The 16193-nt window shown below is 67.8% G+C and carries 15 protein-coding genes; 8 read left to right on the top strand and 7 right to left on the bottom strand.

What is annotated here, in order from left to right; genetic code table 11:
• Nucleotides 1–16: 16 nt before the first annotated feature.
• The 5 genes from pta to ACFYWY_RS04415 all read left to right on the top strand — a co-directional run bounded on the left by pta (nt 17) and on the right by ACFYWY_RS04415 (nt 5837).
• A complete protein-coding gene (gene pta / locus ACFYWY_RS04435) occupies nt 17–2149 on the top strand; it encodes a phosphate acetyltransferase (protein WP_389179471.1) in 2133 nt (710 codons plus the stop codon).
• The gene (locus ACFYWY_RS04430; RefSeq protein WP_389179468.1) at nt 2146–3399 is read left to right on the top strand and encodes an acetate kinase; all 1254 of its coding nucleotides are present in this window, start codon (nt 2146–2148) and stop codon (nt 3397–3399) included. The genes pta and ACFYWY_RS04430 overlap by 4 nt, the downstream gene beginning before the upstream one ends.
• A gap of 101 nt (nt 3400–3500) precedes the next feature.
• Entirely contained in the window at nt 3501–4931 is a 1431-nt protein-coding gene (gene pyk, locus ACFYWY_RS04425; RefSeq protein ID WP_389179466.1) for a pyruvate kinase, read from the top strand.
• Nucleotides 4932–5095: 164 nt separating this feature from the next.
• Entirely contained in the window at nt 5096–5365 is a 270-nt protein-coding gene (locus ACFYWY_RS04420) for a type II toxin-antitoxin system Phd/YefM family antitoxin (protein WP_389179463.1), read from the top strand.
• Nucleotides 5355–5837: a type II toxin-antitoxin system VapC family toxin gene (locus ACFYWY_RS04415; protein ID WP_389179460.1), complete on the top strand. Its 483-nt coding sequence runs from the start codon at nt 5355–5357 to the stop codon at nt 5835–5837. The genes ACFYWY_RS04420 and ACFYWY_RS04415 overlap by 11 nt, the downstream gene beginning before the upstream one ends.
• A gap of 144 nt (nt 5838–5981) precedes the next feature.
• Here the strand turns inward: ACFYWY_RS04415 and ACFYWY_RS04410 are convergent, their stop codons facing one another.
• Nucleotides 5982–6530, bottom strand: coding sequence for a hypothetical protein (locus tag ACFYWY_RS04410; RefSeq protein WP_389179458.1), 549 nt, complete (start codon nt 6528–6530; stop codon nt 5982–5984).
• 293 nt (nt 6531–6823) lie between these two features.
• Entirely contained in the window at nt 6824–7207 is a 384-nt protein-coding gene (locus tag ACFYWY_RS04405; RefSeq protein WP_389179599.1) for an ATP-binding protein, read from the bottom strand.
• Nucleotides 7208–7451: 244 nt separating this feature from the next.
• Here ACFYWY_RS04405 and ACFYWY_RS04400 point away from each other — a divergent pair, with 244 nt between their 5' ends.
• Entirely contained in the window at nt 7452–8690 is a 1239-nt protein-coding gene (locus ACFYWY_RS04400) for a helix-turn-helix transcriptional regulator (protein ID WP_389179455.1), read from the top strand.
• A 5-nt stretch (nt 8691–8695) separates the two neighbouring features.
• Nucleotides 8696–9205, top strand: coding sequence for a GNAT family N-acetyltransferase (locus ACFYWY_RS04395; protein ID WP_389179452.1), 510 nt, complete (start codon nt 8696–8698; stop codon nt 9203–9205).
• Between the two features lie 66 nt (nt 9206–9271).
• Here ACFYWY_RS04395 and ACFYWY_RS04390 read toward each other — a convergent pair whose 3' ends face one another.
• The 4 genes from ACFYWY_RS04390 to ACFYWY_RS04375 all read right to left on the bottom strand — a co-directional run bounded on the left by ACFYWY_RS04390 (nt 9272) and on the right by ACFYWY_RS04375 (nt 13505).
• On the bottom strand, nt 9272–10582 hold the full coding sequence (locus tag ACFYWY_RS04390) for a hypothetical protein (protein WP_389179450.1): 1311 nt from the start codon (nt 10580–10582) through the stop codon (nt 9272–9274).
• Nucleotides 10572–11126, bottom strand: coding sequence for a DUF6114 domain-containing protein (locus tag ACFYWY_RS04385; protein ID WP_389179447.1), 555 nt, complete (start codon nt 11124–11126; stop codon nt 10572–10574). Before ACFYWY_RS04385 ends, ACFYWY_RS04390 begins: the two co-directional genes overlap by 11 nt.
• A gap of 115 nt (nt 11127–11241) precedes the next feature.
• Nucleotides 11242–11874: a DUF6230 family protein gene (locus ACFYWY_RS04380; RefSeq protein ID WP_389179444.1), complete on the bottom strand. Its 633-nt coding sequence runs from the start codon at nt 11872–11874 to the stop codon at nt 11242–11244.
• Between the two features lie 653 nt (nt 11875–12527).
• Complete coding sequence (locus ACFYWY_RS04375) at nt 12528–13505, bottom strand: tetratricopeptide repeat protein (RefSeq protein ID WP_389179441.1); 978 nt, start codon at nt 13503–13505, stop codon at nt 12528–12530.
• Between the two features lie 231 nt (nt 13506–13736).
• On the opposite strand from ACFYWY_RS04375, the gene ACFYWY_RS04370 reads away from it, so the two are divergent.
• Nucleotides 13737–14372 carry a TetR/AcrR family transcriptional regulator gene (locus ACFYWY_RS04370; RefSeq protein ID WP_389179438.1) on the top strand — a complete coding sequence of 212 codons (636 nt, stop codon included), beginning with the start codon at nt 13737–13739 and terminating at the stop codon, nt 14370–14372.
• Nucleotides 14373–14474: 102 nt separating this feature from the next.
• Here the strand turns inward: ACFYWY_RS04370 and ACFYWY_RS04365 are convergent, their stop codons facing one another.
• Nucleotides 14475–16175 carry a methylmalonyl-CoA mutase gene (locus ACFYWY_RS04365; protein ID WP_389179435.1) on the bottom strand — a complete coding sequence of 567 codons (1701 nt, stop codon included), beginning with the start codon at nt 16173–16175 and terminating at the stop codon, nt 14475–14477.
• Nucleotides 16176–16193: the final 18 nt, after the last annotated feature.

Here is a 16193-nt window from a genome sequence, read left to right as displayed (position 1 = left end):
TGACGGGAGAGCATGCGTGACGCGCAGCGTGTACGTAACCGGGATCGACCGCGGAGACGGCCGGCAGGTCGTCGAGCTGGGAGTCATGGAGCTCCTGACCCGCCAGGTGGACCGGGTGGGCGTCTTCCGTCCGCTGGTCCACGACGGCCCCGACCGGTTGTTCGACCTGCTGCGTGCCCGCTACCGGCTGTCGCAGGACCCCGCGTCCGTCTACGGCCTCGACTACCACGAGGCCGCCGCGCTGCAGGCCGAGAAGGGCACCGACGAGCTGGTCTCCCGGCTCGTCGAGCGCTTCCACCAGGTGGCGCGGGAGTACGAGGTCGTACTCGTCCTCGGCACCGACTACCACGCCACGCAGCTGCCCGACGAGCTCGCACTCAATGCCCGGCTGGCCAATGAGTTCGGCGCCTCGGTGATCCCGGTGGTCGGCGGCAAGGGCCAGACCGCCGAGTCGGTGCGGGCCGAGACCCGTAATGCCTACCGCGCGTACGAGGCCCTGGGCTGCAACATCCTCGCCATGGTCGCCAACCGGGTCATCCCCGAGGAGCGCGAGAGCATAGCCGAGCGGCTGGCGGCCCGCCTCCCGGTGCCCTGTTACGCGCTGCCCGACGAGCCGGCCCTCGCCGCCCCCACGGTCGCCCAGATCGCCTACGCGCTGCACGGCACGGTTCTCCTCGGCGACGACGCGGGCCTGTCCCGTGACGCGCTGGACTTCGTCTTCGGCGGCGCGATGCTGCCCAACGTCCTGAACGCACTGACCCCCGGCTGCATGGTGGTCACCCCCGGCGACCGCGCCGATCTGGTGGTGGGCGCGCTGGCCGCGCACTCCGCCGGCACCCCGCCCATCGCGGGCGTACTGCTGACGCTGAACGAGCGGCCGAGCGAGCAGGTCCTGACGCTGGCTTCCCGGCTCGCGCCCGGCACCCCGGTGGTCCTGGTCGCCGGCACCAGCTTTCCCACCGCGGCCGAACTCTTCGCGCTGGAAGGCAAGTTGAGCGCCTCGACGCCGCGTAAGGCGGAGACCGCGCTGGGCCTGTTCGAGCGGCATGTCGACACCGGCGACCTGCTGGCCCGTATCTCGGTGGCCCGCAGCGGCCGGGTCACCCCGATGATGTTCGAGCACGACCTGCTAGAGCAGGCCCGCGCCGACCGCCGTCGCGTCGTGCTGCCCGAGGGCACCGAGGAGCGGGTGCTGCGCGCCGCCGACGTGCTGCTGCGCCGCGACGTCTGCGAGCTGACCCTCCTCGGCGACACGGACGTCATCCGCAAGAAGGCCGCGGACCTCGGCATCGACCTGAGCGCCGACGCCACCCAACTGATCGACCCGCAGACCTCAGAGCTGCGCCAGGTCTTCGCCGAGCGGTACGCACGGCTGCGCGCCCACAAGGGCGTGACGGTGGAGCTGGCGTACGACGTGGTGGCGGACGTGAACTACTTCGGCACCCTGATGGTCGAGGAGGGCCTGGCCGACGGCATGGTGTCGGGGTCGGTGCACTCGACGGCCGCGACGATCCGCCCCGCCTTCGAGATCATCAAGACGAAGCCTGGGGGCACCTCCCAGGGCGAAGCCTCTGGGGGAGCCGCTGGGGGAGCCTCGATCGTCTCGTCGGTCTTCTTCATGTGCCTGGCCGACAAGGTGCTGGTGTACGGCGACTGCGCGGTCAACCCGGACCCGAACGCCGAGCAGCTCGCGGACATCGCGGTCCAGTCGGCGGTGACGGCGGCCCGCTTCGGCGTGGAGCCGCGGATCGCGATGCTCTCGTACTCCACGGGCACCTCAGGCTCCGGCGCGGACGTCGACAAGGTGCGGGAGGCGACCAAGCTGGTGCGGGCGTTGCGTCCGGACCTGCGGATCGAGGGCCCGATCCAGTACGACGCGGCGGTCGAGCCGTCCGTCGCGGCGACGAAGCTGCCGGACTCCGAGGTAGCGGGCGAGGCGACGGTGCTGATCTTCCCGGACCTCAACACCGGCAACAACACCTACAAGGCCGTGCAGCGCTCGGCCGGCGCCGTGGCCGTCGGACCGGTGCTGCAGGGTCTGCGCAAGCCGGTGAACGACCTGTCGCGGGGCGCGCTCGTCAGCGACATCGTGAACACGGTCGCGATCACCGCGATCCAGTCACAGCCCGTGCAGACCGCATCCATATGACCACGCCTACAGAAAGCACCACCGCCGTGACCGCGAATGCCACCCGGGTCCTCGTCCTCAACTCCGGCTCCTCGTCGGTGAAGTACCAGCTGCTCGACATGAGTGACTCCTCGCGTCTGGCGGTCGGGCTGGTCGAGCGGATCGGCGAGGGGGCCTCCCGCCTCGTGCACACCCCGCTGACCGGTGACGGCGCCGAGAAGCGCGAGCGCACCGGCCCGATCGCCGATCACGGCGCCGCGCTCAAGGCGGTCGCCGACGAGCTGACGCAGGACGGGCTGGGCCTGGACTCCCCCGAGCTGGCGGCGATCGGCCACCGGGTGGTCCACGGCGGCCAGAGGTTCACCGCGCCGACCGTGATCACCGACGAGGTGCTCACCGAGGTGGAGCGGCTGGTCCCGGTGGCCCCGCTGCACAACCCGGCGAACATCGCCGGCATCCGTACCGCCCGGGCGCTGCGCCCGGATCTCCCCCAGGTGGCGGTCTTCGACACCGCCTTCCATACGACGATGCCGGAGTCCGCGGCCCGCTACGCGATCGACGTCGAGACGGCGGACGCACACCGGATCCGCCGCTACGGCTTCCACGGCACGTCGCACGCGTACGTCTCCCGCCGGACCGCGGCCCTGCTGGGCAAGGACCCGTCCGAGGTGAACGTCATCGTCCTGCACCTGGGCAACGGGGCATCCGCGTCTGCGGTCGCGGGCGGCCGGTGCGTGGAGACCTCGATGGGACTGACGCCGCTGGAGGGCCTGGTGATGGGCACCCGCTCAGGTGACATCGACCCCGCGGTTACGTTCCACCTCAAGCGGGTCGCGGGAATGTCGGCGGATGAGAGCGACGAACTGCTCAACAAGAAGAGCGGTCTGATGGGTCTGTGCGGCGACAACGACATGCGGGAGATCCGCCGCAGGATCGACGAGGGGGACGAGCGCGCCCGGCTCGCCTTCGACATCTACATCCACCGGCTGAAGAAGTACATCGGCGCGTATTACGCGGTACTCGGCCGGGTGGACGCGATCGTGTTCACGGCCGGGGTCGGTGAGAACGCTGCGCCGGTGCGCGAGGCAGCCGTCGCGGGCCTGGAGGAGCTGGGGCTTGCGGTGGACGCGGACCTGAATGCCGTACGCAACGGCGAACCGCGTCTGATCTCGCCCGGCCACGCACGGGTCGCGGTGGCCGTGGTTCCGACGGACGAGGAATTGGAGATCGCCCAGCAGACCTTCGCTCTGGTCGCTCCGGAGGGCGACTGAGAACGGCCCCCAGCTGCCCTCGCCTGAGCGGCAGCCCGCCCATTTGTACTTTCCACTAGACGGAATATTCCGCATCGAAACAAACCGATAGGATCCGCCTTATGCGCCGTTCCAAAATCGTCTGCACACTTGGCCCCGCCGTCGACTCCTACGAGCAGCTGAAAGCGCTCATCGAGGCCGGCATGAACGTGGCCCGATTCAACATGAGCCATGGAACCCACGCTGAGCACGAGGAGCGGTATCACCGCGTGCGCCAGGCGTCGGACGACACCGGCCGCGCGGTCGGCGTGCTCGCCGACCTCCAGGGCCCCAAAATCCGTCTGGAAACCTTCGCCGAGGGGCCGGTCGAACTGGTCCGCGGCGACGAATTCACCATCACCACCGAGGACGTCGTCGGCGACAAGTCGATCTGCGGCACTACCTACAAGGGCCTGCCCGGCGATGTGTCCAAGGGCGACCAGATCCTGATCAACGACGGCAATGTCGAGCTGCGGGTCGTCGAGGTCGAGGGTCCGCGGGTCAAGACGATCGTCGTCGAGGGCGGTGTGATCTCCGACCACAAGGGCATCAACCTGCCCGGCGCGGCCGTCAATGTCCCGGCCCTGTCCGAGAAGGACGTCGACGACCTGCGCTTCGCCCTGCGGATGGGCTGCGACCTGGTCGCGCTCTCCTTCGTACGGGACGCGAGCGACGTCAAGGACGTCCACAAGGTGATGGACGAGGAGGGCCGCCGGGTCCCGGTCATCGCCAAGGTGGAGAAGCCTCAGGCGGTCGAGAACATGCAGGACGTCGTGATGGCGTTCGACGGCGTGATGGTCGCGCGCGGTGACCTGGCCGTCGAGTACCCGCTCGAGAAGGTCCCGATGGTGCAGAAGCGCCTCGTCGAGCTGTGCCGCCGCAACGCCAAGCCGGTGATCGTGGCGACCCAGATGATGGAGTCGATGATCACCAACTCCCGCCCGACCCGCGCCGAGGCGTCCGACGTCGCGAACGCGATCCTGGACGGCGCGGACGCGGTCATGCTCTCGGCCGAGTCCTCGGTCGGCGCGTATCCGATCGAGACGGTCAAGACGATGTCGAAGATCGTCGTCGCGGCGGAGGAAGAGCTGCTCTCCAAGGGCCTCCAGCCCCTGGTCCCGGGCAAGAAGCCGCGCACCCAGGGCGGCTCGGTGGCCCGCGCGGCCTGCGAGATCGCGGACTTCCTGGACGGCAAGGCCCTGGTCGCCTTCACCCAGTCCGGCGACACGGCCCGCCGCCTGTCCCGCTACCGCGTGGCCCAGCCGATCCTGGCCTTCACGACGGAGGCGGCGACCCGCAGCCAACTGGCGCTGAGCTGGGGCGTGGAGTCGTATGTGGTTCCGCACGTGGACAACACGGACGCGATGGTCGACCTGGTCGACGCGGAGCTGCTGAAGCTCCAGCGGCACAACGAGGGCGACATCATGATCATCACGGCGGGCTCGCCTCCGGGAGTCCCGGGGACGACGAACATGGTGCGGGTGCACCACTTGGGCGGCGAGCACCGCGCCTGACGCGCCTGCCCCACAGCTGACGAGGGCGGCACCCCGGTTCCTGGGAACCGGGGTGCCGCCCTTCCTGATGGGGCGGCGAATCCCGGATCGCCCAGACAGCAGCGGTACGGCGCGTGTGTAGCACCCTGTGGCACGTGGCGTCACTAACGGCGTACCGTGGAGCCATGAGCACGCAGCCCGAGATCACCCAACGCGATCTCCGCAACCGATCCAAAGAGATCATGGACGCAGTGCAGGACGGGCAGTCGTTCACCGTCACGCGCGACGGGCACCGGATCGGTGAGCTGATCCCGCTGCGTCGACGCAGGCGTTTCGTCCCCCGTGGAGAGTTCGCGGCACTGTCGCGGTCCGCTCCCGACATCTCGCTCGACGCCTTCCGCGCGGATCAGGACATGACGGCCGAGCAGGAAGCGGACGACCCGTATGCCCGTTGAAAGATCCGCCGAAGTGCCCGTCGCGCACCTGCAGGGTCTGCTCGACACCAACATCATGATCCTCCGGAAGTGGGTGGATCCCGACGAGCTGCCCGCCGAGGTGGCGATCAGCGCCATCACCCTCGCCGAGCTCTCCGCGGGACCTCACGAGGTCCGCAGAAACGAGGAACAGAGCGACTACGACGAGTACGCCGAGCGAGCCAGACGACTCGATGTACTACAGCGCGCAGAGAGCGAGTTCGATCCCATTCCCTTCGGCGTGGAGGCGGCTCGCATTTATGGCAGGGTTTGCGCGGCCGTGATCGCCGCGGGCCGAAAGCCAAGGCGTCGCGTTGTGGATCTGATGATTGCGGCCGTCGCGATCGCTGAGGGCCTTCCGCTGTTCACCACCAACCCGGACGACTTCAAGGGGCTGGACGACCTGCTCACGGTGGTACCGGTCACGCGCCCGAGGGTGCTCCACGACCGGTGAGATGCGTCAACGCCTCCTGTGCGCCGTGGACGAACATGGTGCGGGTGCACCTCTTGGGCGGCAAGCAGCGCGGCCGACCGCGCACCGTCCGTGTACAGACATGACGGTGCCCCGGCCTCCGGTGGAGGCCGGCGCCGTCGCATATCACGGAAGTTGCGCGGCCACCTCCCGCCAGACCTCGTATTCGCCTCGGCGCGGGTGCTCCGCGAGCAGCGAGTCGAGCAGCCTCGCCGGGGCGAGCAAACGTCGGATGGTGCGCAGTTCGAGGATCTGCTCGCGCGCCAGCTCACGCCAGCCCGGGGCGAGCTCGGACGCCGCTTGCGACGTCATGGGCATGGCGTCCAGCGCCCGTTCGAGCACAAGCCCCGCGTCGAGCAGCGGTACGCCCTGCCGCGGGCCCACCGCGTCGAACAGCGACGCCCTCAGCCACAAGTCCCGCATCAGCCACTCGTGGCTCTGCGGGCCCGTCGAATGCTCTGCTGCCGCGAGCAGGGACGACCACGCCTGCGCTGCCGCCTGCCACTGCTTGTCCGAGAGCCGTGCGCAGTCCCTCTGAAGCCTGGCGGCGAACTGCTGGGCAGCCGCCATCCACTCACTGACGTCGCCCTCGGCCTCCCGGACATCAGGAGCGGACCAGCGGCACACCTGCGCGTCGAGATCCATCCGGTCGAGATCGTCGAAGAGGCCGCTCACAGGAAGCTCACCCCCACCGAGGCGAAGGCCTCTCTGCCGATCGTCTCGGCTCCGCCGCCAGCAGCCCAGAACTTGCACGCCCGCGCGCCGGTTCGGGCGACCACAGCTTGGACACCCTAGAACGCCGAGTCCTCAGCCGGGAAGATTCTTTGGAATTATTGAGCGGACATGCACACGCCTCCCTCACAGCTCGCCGCATCCCCCACCCCGCCCCCAACCAGCGGATCGACTTCGGCAAGGACAGCGGGCGATTCTGTACCCAAATCAGACGCAGCCTGAGCTCTGATCGGCTATCACACCTGCAGCTCGGCCCAGACTGTCTTTCCTGGACCTGATGGACGAGGGATAACAGCCCAGCGGGTTGCCAGCTGGGAAACGAGGAAGAGCCCGCGGCCGCCGTCAGTTTCGGGGTCGGCCGCACAGGAAACTAACGGCTGTTCCTCGGTTCGGGTATCAGTAACGTCGATTCGGATCACGGATGCCGTCAGGACCAGTCGGACGTGAAAGTCCCGCCCGCGGACATGCCCGTGCCGAACAGCGTTGCCTGTGAGTTCAGCCGCGATGAGGGTGACCGTCTCGTTGGCCTCCGACGCATACGGATAGCCCCAGTCGTCGAGTCGGTGAGCCACCAATCGCCGCGCGAGGCGGGCACCACGTGGACTGGAGGTGAATCGCATGCCGAACTCACCTGCGGGCGCGACGAGTTCATGGTCACTTACGGTGCGGGGTGTATCGCTCTTCACGGGCAGGCCTTTTCCACTCGATGCTGCACGGCCGATGAACTGCAACCAGTCAACGACCGCGGGAATGCGAGCGAACAGGAAGGGACGTTGTCCCCGCTCCCGCCGGCGACCGGAAAACTTTGCACCCTCATGACTCGCCGCCTGGCCCGAAGAGGAACGGCGGGCTACTTCCGATCACATGGTGTCCAACGTCGCACTCAAGAGCCGGATGATCGAACTCGGCCTGACTCAGGAGGAGTTGGCGCGTCGTATGAATGACGCGCTCGATGAGATCACCGGCAGGCCCGGCGATGTTTCCGACCGCACGGTTCGCAACCTGGTGAGTGGAAAGACCCGACGCCCCATCGGGCGCACCTGTGTTGCACTGGAGAGGGTCTTCGACTGCCCGGTCAAGGACCTCGGGTTCAGCCCGCCCCGTACCGCAGTGCCTCCGGAGGATCCCGTGCGGCGACGTACCTTCATCACCTCTGCCACCGGAACCGCAGCCGCATCGTTTGTCCCTGCATCGCGCCGGGTTGGGGCTGCGGACGTAGAGCGGCTCCAGGACGGGCTCGACCACCTGACGACGCTGGACGACCGGCGCGGAGGGCATTCCGCACTGGAAGAAGCTGCCTTGGCGGGTGCTCAGCTGGCTCTCAGGTTGCAGCAGAGCGGCGTGAGTGAGCGCGTTCGCCAGAGGCTCTTCAGCGTCGCCGCCGACTACACCACCAGGGCGGCATGGTCCTGTATCGACGACCGTCGGCTCGACCAGGCGCAGCAGCACCTGGGGCGCTCCATGGTCTTCGCCGGAATGGCCCAGGACAGCGCAGCACAGTTCAGCGCGTGGAACCAGATCGCAATGCTCTCCCGGCAACGACGGCGACACACCGATGCGATCTCAGCGGCGCAAGCCGCGCAGGCTTTGCCGATCACTCGCCGCGATCCGCTCTTCGCTTCGCTCGCGCACGCAAGGCTCGCAATCGGCCACTCCAATCGGAACGACCGGCATACCGCTCTGCGAAGCCTCGGATACGCCGAGGAAGCCCTGGACAAAGCAAGGCCCGTATCGCGACCCAGCTGGATTGGCTTCTACGGCCCCGCCGAGTTGCTCGCCATCACCGCCATCGTTCAGCAGCGATTGGGATTGTCGGCGGAAGCTGAAGCGTCATCCCACAGAGCCCTGGCCATCACGCCGGACCGATATCGCCGCAACAGGGCGCTGTCCACCGTCCGCCTGGCACTCGCACAGCTTCACCAGGGCGATCTCGATCTTGCGTGCGCAACGGCCAGCGATGTATTCAGCATCATGGAGGGCGCAGAGATCCCCGGGCGCATCCGCACCGAGCTTGGCGACTTTCACCGCTCGGTTCAGGACCATGCGCCGAAGTCTCAGCAGGCAGCAGAATTGACCGACCGATTGCGCGCGAAGTGGAGCTGAATTCCATGATCGAGCTGCGACACTATCGACACGAAGACCTTCCGGCCATACGCCAGACGCTGCTCGACGTGCACGCAACGATCCCGGAGTATTCGCCGGACGATCCCTTCAGTCAGCGATTTCCGTGGTTCGTGGATCACTGGGGCGCCCATGCCGAGTTCACGTGTGTCATTGGCTACGCCGGTGACAATGCGATCGGCTTTGCGTACGGAGCTCCACTCAACGAGGGGCGTGAGTGGTGGCGCGACCATCTCAAGCCTGCGCCGGAGAAGGCGCGAACGTACGCCGTATCGGAACTGATGGTGCGTCCTGAGTGGCGCAAGACGGGCGTCGCAGACCGGCTTCATCAAGCATTGCTGGCGAACCTGAAGGAAGACATCGCGGTTCTGCTCGTCGACACCACGCACGCGAAGGTTCAAGCACGGTACGAGGGTTGGGGGTATCGGAAGGTCGGTGAGCGACAGCCATTCGCCGACTCCCCGGTCTTCGCCGTCATGGTCAAACCGCTGTCATAGAAACGACTGTGGGCCGCACCTGAAGTCGAGGTGCGGCCCACAGCCTTGTGCGGCTCCCGGAAGGGCTTAGTTGCCACCGGTGAAGTGGTTGTGCAGGCCGGGAACCGTCAGCGTCCCGCCGAACTGGCCCGCCTGCGTCACCTTCACGTCGGTGAAGAAGGCGAAGGGAACATTCAGCGGCGGAGGGGTCTGCGGGCTGAAGGTGACCGGGATGAGGCCGAAGAGGTTGCCCTTCAGCTCCTCCGTGTACATCGTCACCGTGCCGTTGCGGATCGTCGAGGTGGAGCCCTTGGAGGCCTCGACATGCGCGGTCGTCCCGTTCGGGCCGACGACCAGCTGGTGGAGGTCCTTGATGTCCACGCTCGAAGCCGTGAACTTCAGTACCTTCTTGATCTTTCCGCTGCCCGTCTTCACCTCGACGATGCCCTTGTAGTCCAGGCCGTTCAGTGTGAGCTTCGAGGTCTCCAGGATCCACGGGTCGTCCGGGAGCAGCGGGAGGCCCGGCTCCAGGTCCGCCGCGGCGAGCGCCTTCGGGTCCGTGGTCGGGCACGGGAAGGGCGGCTTGGCCCCGTCCGGAATGTCCACGTCCAACTTGGGGTCGAGGCTCTTGACCGCCTCGTCCAGCTCCTCGGTCGTCGCCCCGGCCTTGTCCGCCGCGTCCTTGATGGCGTCCTTGGTCTTGTCCACCGTCTCATCCACCTCGTCCACCGTGTCGGTGGGCTCCGTGGACGGCTTGGTGGAGGGCGTGGTGGACGGCTCGGTGGACGGCTTCGCGGACGGAGTTGTCGACGGCGTCGGCTCGGTGGTCGCCGTGGCGCTCGGCGTCGGGCTGCTGGTCGGCTCCTCGTCGGGGCCGTCCAGGATGTCCTTGATCGCTTCGCCGACACCCAGCGGGTCCAGCGGGTTCCTGGTCTGCGTCTCGCTCGGCGTGGGAGCCGGGCTCGTCGAGGGCGCGTTCGCGTCCGCGGGCTCGCCCGCGTCAGAGGCCGACGGGGTCGTGCCCGGCTTCGGCTCGTCCTCGTCGTTGCCGCCCGCCGAACCGCTCGGGGTCGGCTCTGGCTCCTCCGACGGAGACTCGGAGGGCTTCTCCGACTCCGACGGCTTCGGCGACTCGGACTCCGCAGGCTCGTCCGAGCGGGTCACACACGGACCCGGGGCGAAGGGGATGTCCTTGTCGTCCGCAACTGCCAGCCTGGGGGTGAGTCCCATGCCCACGAATACGGCAGTGGGCATGGCGGCCAGGGCTATCGCCTTGCTCGCGGGTATCTGCAGCTTGGTCAGGAGCGATTTCCTTGGAGCCGCATGCCGCGGCCCGGACTTCACCCTGGTGGAATCACCACCATCAGCCGTGCTCAGCTGCGTTTCGTCACCCCGCACTGTTCCTCCCGCCGTTGGCGTGGGCAGTCGTTCCGGTCACGTTCGGGTCGTATCCCTCGTCAGCGCGCGGCTCGGGAAAAAACGGGTCACTCGCATCGCTGTCCGGGCCAGGGGTCTCTTCCGGCTCGGACCGCTCGACGGGCTCGGCCGCCGGCTTGGCCGGTGCCCAGGAGATGGACATCGCTCCACCGATCAGAGAGAGCAGGAATCCGATCAGGAACCCGCCGATGTTCGCGACCGGGATCGAGATGAGCCCGAGAACGATCGTGGCGACACCCGCGAACACCCGGACGACGGAGTGGAACCACATCGTCAGGCCGAGCGTCATCAGCAGGACGCCGATGATCAGCGAGCCCGCTCCCGCCGTGGTGGCCATGGCGATCGTGAGATTGCCGAGCCGGAGGTCGGCGTACGGCAAGTAGGCGATCGGGATGCCACCGAGCAGGGTGAACAGGCCTGCCCAGAAGGGCCGGTTGCCACGCCATGCGCGGAAGCGCAGCCGCCAGTAGGTGAATCCGCGGGAACCAGTGGACTCGGCGCTCATGGAAAACAGCTCCCTGGAACGGTCTTACTCAAAGAAGTGTGAGATGGGTGGATCGGGCAGGGGCCTCGTACAGACGGCCCCGGCCCGTCCAAAGTGCCGACTGGAGCGGACGCTCCTAGAAGCACTCCTTGACGCCCTTGTGAAGCTTCAGCTGCAGACCGCTGAGCTTGAACGTGCCGGCCGTGGTCGCCCACGCCTTCTGCTCAACGCCGGTCAGCTTCGCCACCTTCGCGCGCTGTGCGAAGCCGTACGGGTTGGCCCTGGTACCGGGCTGAATGCCCGGGTCCTTGAGCTGACCCGCCGCGACGCCGATGTCGATGTCCTCGAACGCGGCGTCCGCCTTGAGGTCCGAGACATCCAGGTAGATGTCCGTGGCCTCGACCGGCTTCTTCGCGTCCTGACCGGCCCTCAGCTCAAGGCTCACGTTGCCGATGAACGGCACGTTGGGAGTGACGACCGACTGGCACATGTCGACGATGGTGGCGGTCTTGAAACCGGACACCGCGACCGGAGCCGCGAAGTCCTTGCCGTCCAGCGTCTTACCGGATGCCACGCTGCCGTACTGAACGAAGTTGGTACCGGTCAGGCTCTTGGCTTTGACCTTGAACTCCTGGCCGGAAATGCTGAAGGAAGCGGCGAGCGCCCCCTGTGCCAGGCCGATGCCTATCGCGGCCGTTGCGGCCACACTCGGCACCATGACTAGGGCGAACCGCTTCCATCTGGTTCCGCCACGAGCCACAGACTCCATGACTTTCCTCCTTCTCGGACGTACATCTCCGGTCCGGACCGTGGGTCCGTCCTGGGATGGGAGAAGTGCTACGTCCTCGGGAAGGAGAGCGCCCGTACTTTCAGGCGCTAGCTGCGTCCGAAACACCGGCGATCACCCCCGAGCGACAACCACTGGTCGCGCCTGACGCATCACGCACAACCTGCCGGACAGGCCCTGCCGTTCGGCAGGAACCCCCCTGTCCGCGACCGGCGCCACTGCCGCCGGCCGACTCGGTGGGGACCCAAGTTCCCGCGGCACGGCTGGGGGCCGAGCTGGTGCGGTATTGGACCGAGCGTCGCCGATGTTGGTCCATTCCAGGCCAGGGCACAAGGGGGTTCGTTACTCACTAGTAACGGCCTGATAACCACGCCACGACGGCCTGACGCCGGGTGGCCACACAGGGTGCCGCACAGTGGTGTGCCAGAACGGTGGATTGCCGCAGATAAGCGGACAGAACAAGAGGCTTGATTTACTGGGAGTAACAGAGCCTGCGATTACCAAGTTTTGGTAAAGCGCAGCCGCCTTTTGTCACTGTGTCGCCAAAACGGCGGCGGTGCCTCGCCGGCGCCGCCGCCGCGAAACCGTCAGACCTGACGGAACAGAGCGTTCGTCACATGTCTTTCAAACATGGCTCAGAACAGCACTCTCGCCAGCGCCGAGCGCGCCGCCGTCACCCGCGGGTCCTCCGGGCCGACGACCTCGAAGAGTTCGAGCAACCGCACCCGTGCCGCGTCACGCTCCTCGCCCGTCGTGCGGCGCACCGTCTCGACCAGCCGGCCGAAGGCGTCCTCGACATGGCCGCCGACCAGATCCAGATCGGCCGCCGCGATCTGGGCCTGCACATCGGCCGGATCACCGGCCGCTTCCTGGCGTACCTTCTGCGGATCCAAGTCCTGTACGCGGGCGAGCAGTTCGGCCTGGGCGAGGCCCAACTTCGCCTCGGTGTTGGCGGGGTCGTCGGACAGCACGTTCTTGTACGCCTGGACCGCGCCGCCGAAGTCGCCCGCGTCCAGCGCCTGTACGGCCGCTTCCAGCAAGGCGTCGTACGGACCCTCGGGCACGACGGGCTCCGCGCCCGACGCCTCGACGCCCGCCTCGTCCGGGTCGACCGCAATGCCGGTCAGACCGAAGCGCTCCTCGGCGACCTGGATCAGCTGGTCCAGCGTCTGGCGGATCTGGGCCTCAGGGGCGGCGCCCTGGAAGAGCGGCAGCGCCTGACCGGCCACCACTGCGAAGACAGCCGGGATGCCCTGGATCCCGAACTGCTGCATCAGCATCTGATTGGCGTCGACGTCGATCTTGGCAAGTACGAACCGGCCGCCGTACTCCTGCGCCAGCCGCTCCAGCAGCGGACTGAGCTGCTTGCACGGCTCGCACCACTCGGCCCAGAAGTCGATGACGACCGGGACTTCGGTGGAGCGCTGGAGGACGTCGCGCTCGAAGCCCGCCTCATCGACGTCGATCACAAGACTCGAAGGGGGTACGGCACCGCCGCCGCCCTGGCGGGCGGCCTGGGCACGGGCCTCCTCCGCCTTGGCCTTGGCCTCACTGGCCGCCTTCACCGCGGCAAGGTCGACGACGCCGCTCATGGACATGTTCCTAGGCTGCATGCGTACATCCTCCCCCCTTCGCGCGCGCATGTGAAAAGGACGGCCAAGAGACCGCCGCACTGGCGAAAATGTTCGGCACCGGGTCCCCACCTGGCGCCAGTGGTCGTCGCTCGAGCCGGTCTAGGCTTTCGCTACGAGTCGTAGCGTAACTGCACTCGCACCACCCCGTGTGAGATTCCTCCGGTGAACTGGCTCACAGCAGAATGCCTACCCGCCGGTATGGTCGCCGTCATGTGCAGCTACACCCGCTCCAAAACGGCACGTACGGCACGTACGGGACGCCCCCGCAGCGTCGAGGCCGACACCGCGATCCTCGAGGCGACGCGGGCGGCGCTCGTCGAGCTGGGCTGGTCGAAGCTGACGATGGGGGATGTGGCCAACCGCGCCGGAGTCGCCAAGACCACCCTGTACCGCCGCTGGACGAACAAAAGCGAGCTTGTCGTCGACGCCGTCGCCGTGCTCTTCGACGAGCTCGAACTCCCCGACCGCGGAAGTCTGACGGCCGATGTGGAGGGCGTGGTGCTGCAGTTCGCGTCGCTGCTCGCCCGGCCGGAGGCGAAGACCTCGCTGATGGCGGTGGTCGCGGAGTCGACCCGCGACGACGCGCTGCGCGTACGGATCCGCTCGGCGATCGTCGACCGTCAGAAGCGGCTGGTGCTCGAGGGCCGGGCTCGCGCGCAGGCCCGCGGCGAGCTGCCGTACGAGGAGGATCCGGAGGCGGCGGCCCGCAGCGCGGACCTGATCTTCGATGTGATCGCGGGAGCGGTGGTGCACCGGGCGCTGGTCAGCGCGGAGCCGGTGGACGAGGTGTGGGCGCGCAGCTTCACGATGCTGCTGGTGTCGGGGCTGGCCTCGCTGCAGAGCTGAACCAGAGAGCCGGCAGAAGGGCCAGAAGAAGGATCACCGGCGAAAGCCCGGCAGTCCGCCCCGCAAGCGCGGAGCGGGCTGCCGTACAGGCCGTACGGAACGTCAGAAGCCGGGCGGCTCGGTGTACGTCCCCCACTCGTCCCGCAGCGCATCGCAGATCTCGCCCAGCGTGGCCTCTGCGCGGACCGCCTCCAGCATCGGCTCGATCATGTTCGAGCCGTCCCGGGCCGCGGCCAGCATCTTGTCCAGCGAGGACTGGACTCGCGCGTCGTCACGGCCGGTCTTGCGGTCCGCCAGGACCCGTACCTGCTCGCGCTCGACCTCGTGACTGACCCGCAGGATCTCCAGGTCGCCGGTGACCGAGCCGTGGTGGACGTTGACGCCGACGACCCGCTTGTCGCCCTTCTCCAGGGACTGCTGGTAGCGGAAGGCCGACTCGGCGATCTCGCCGGTGAACCAGCCGTCCTCGATGCCGCGCAGGATGCCGGAGGTGACCGGGCCGATCGGGTGCTGCCCGTCCGGGTGCGCCCGACGGCCGCGCTCCTTGATCTGGTCGAAGATCTTCTCGGCGTCGGCCTCGATACGGTCGGTGAGCTGCTCGACGAACCAGGAGCCGCCCAGCGGATCGGCGACATTGGCGACGCCGGTCTCCTCCATCAGCACCTGCTGCGTGCGCAGCGCGACCTCCGCGGCCTGCTCGCTGGGCAGGGCGAGGGTCTCGTCCAGGGCGTTGGTGTGCAGGGAGTTGGTGCCGCCGAGGATCGCGGAGAGCGCCTCCACCGCGGTGCGTACGACGTTGTTGTACGGCTGCTGAGCGGTGAGCGAGACACCCGCGGTCTGGGTGTGGAAGCGCAGCCACTGCGCCTTGTCGGTCTGCGCGCCGTACACCTCCTTCATCCATCGCGCCCAGATCCGGCGTGCCGCACGGAACTTGGCGATCTCCTCGAAGAAGTCGAGGTGCGCGTCGAAGAAGAAGGACAGGCCGGGCGCGAAGGTGTCCACGTCCAGGCCGCGGCTCAGGCCCAGTTCGACGTAGCCGAAGCCGTCAGCGAGGGTGTACGCGAGCTCCTGCGCGGCCGTCGCGCCCGCCTCGCGGATGTGGTAGCCGGAGACCGAGAGCGGCTTGTACGCGGGGATGCCCGACGCGCAGTGCTCCATCAGGTCGCCGATCAGACGCAGATGCGGCTCGGGCTGGAAGAGCCACTCCTTCTGCGCGATGTACTCCTTGAAGATGTCGGTCTGGAGCGTGCCGTTGAGCACGGCCGGGTCGATGCCCTGGCGCTCGGCGGCGACCAGATACATGCAGAAGACCGGGACGGCGGGCCCGGAGATCGTCATGGACGTCGTCACATCGCCGAGCGGGATGTCCTTGAACAGGACCTCCATGTCGGCGGCGGAGTCGATGGCGACTCCGCAGTGACCGACCTCGCCGAGCGAGCGCGGGTCGTCGGAGTCACGGCCCATCAGGGTCGGCATGTCGAAGGCGACGGAGAGCCCGCCGCCGCCGTTGGCCAGGATCATCTTGTAGCGCTCGTTGGTCTGCTCGGCGTTGCCGAAGCCGGCGAACTGGCGGATGGTCCAGGTGCGGCCGCGGTATCCGGTCGGGTACAGGCCGCGGGTGAAGGGGTACTCCCCCGGCCAGCCGATCCGCTCGAAGCCTTCGTAGGTGTCCCCGGGCCTGGGCCCGTACATGGGCTCGACCGGGTCCCCGGAGAGCGTGGAGAAGTCCGCGTCCCGCTTGCGGGCCTTGTCGTAACGGGCCTGCCAGCGTCGGCGGCCTTCCTCGATGGCGTCAGCGTCCATACCTTGAATTTACTAGGA

It is taken from the genome of Streptomyces sp. NPDC002870 (assembly GCF_042888505.1).
GTDB lineage: Bacteria > Actinomycetota > Actinomycetes > Streptomycetales > Streptomycetaceae > Streptomyces.
The sequence above is the reverse complement of the archived record's forward strand: the minus strand, read 5'-3'. Positions and strand labels throughout refer to the sequence as shown.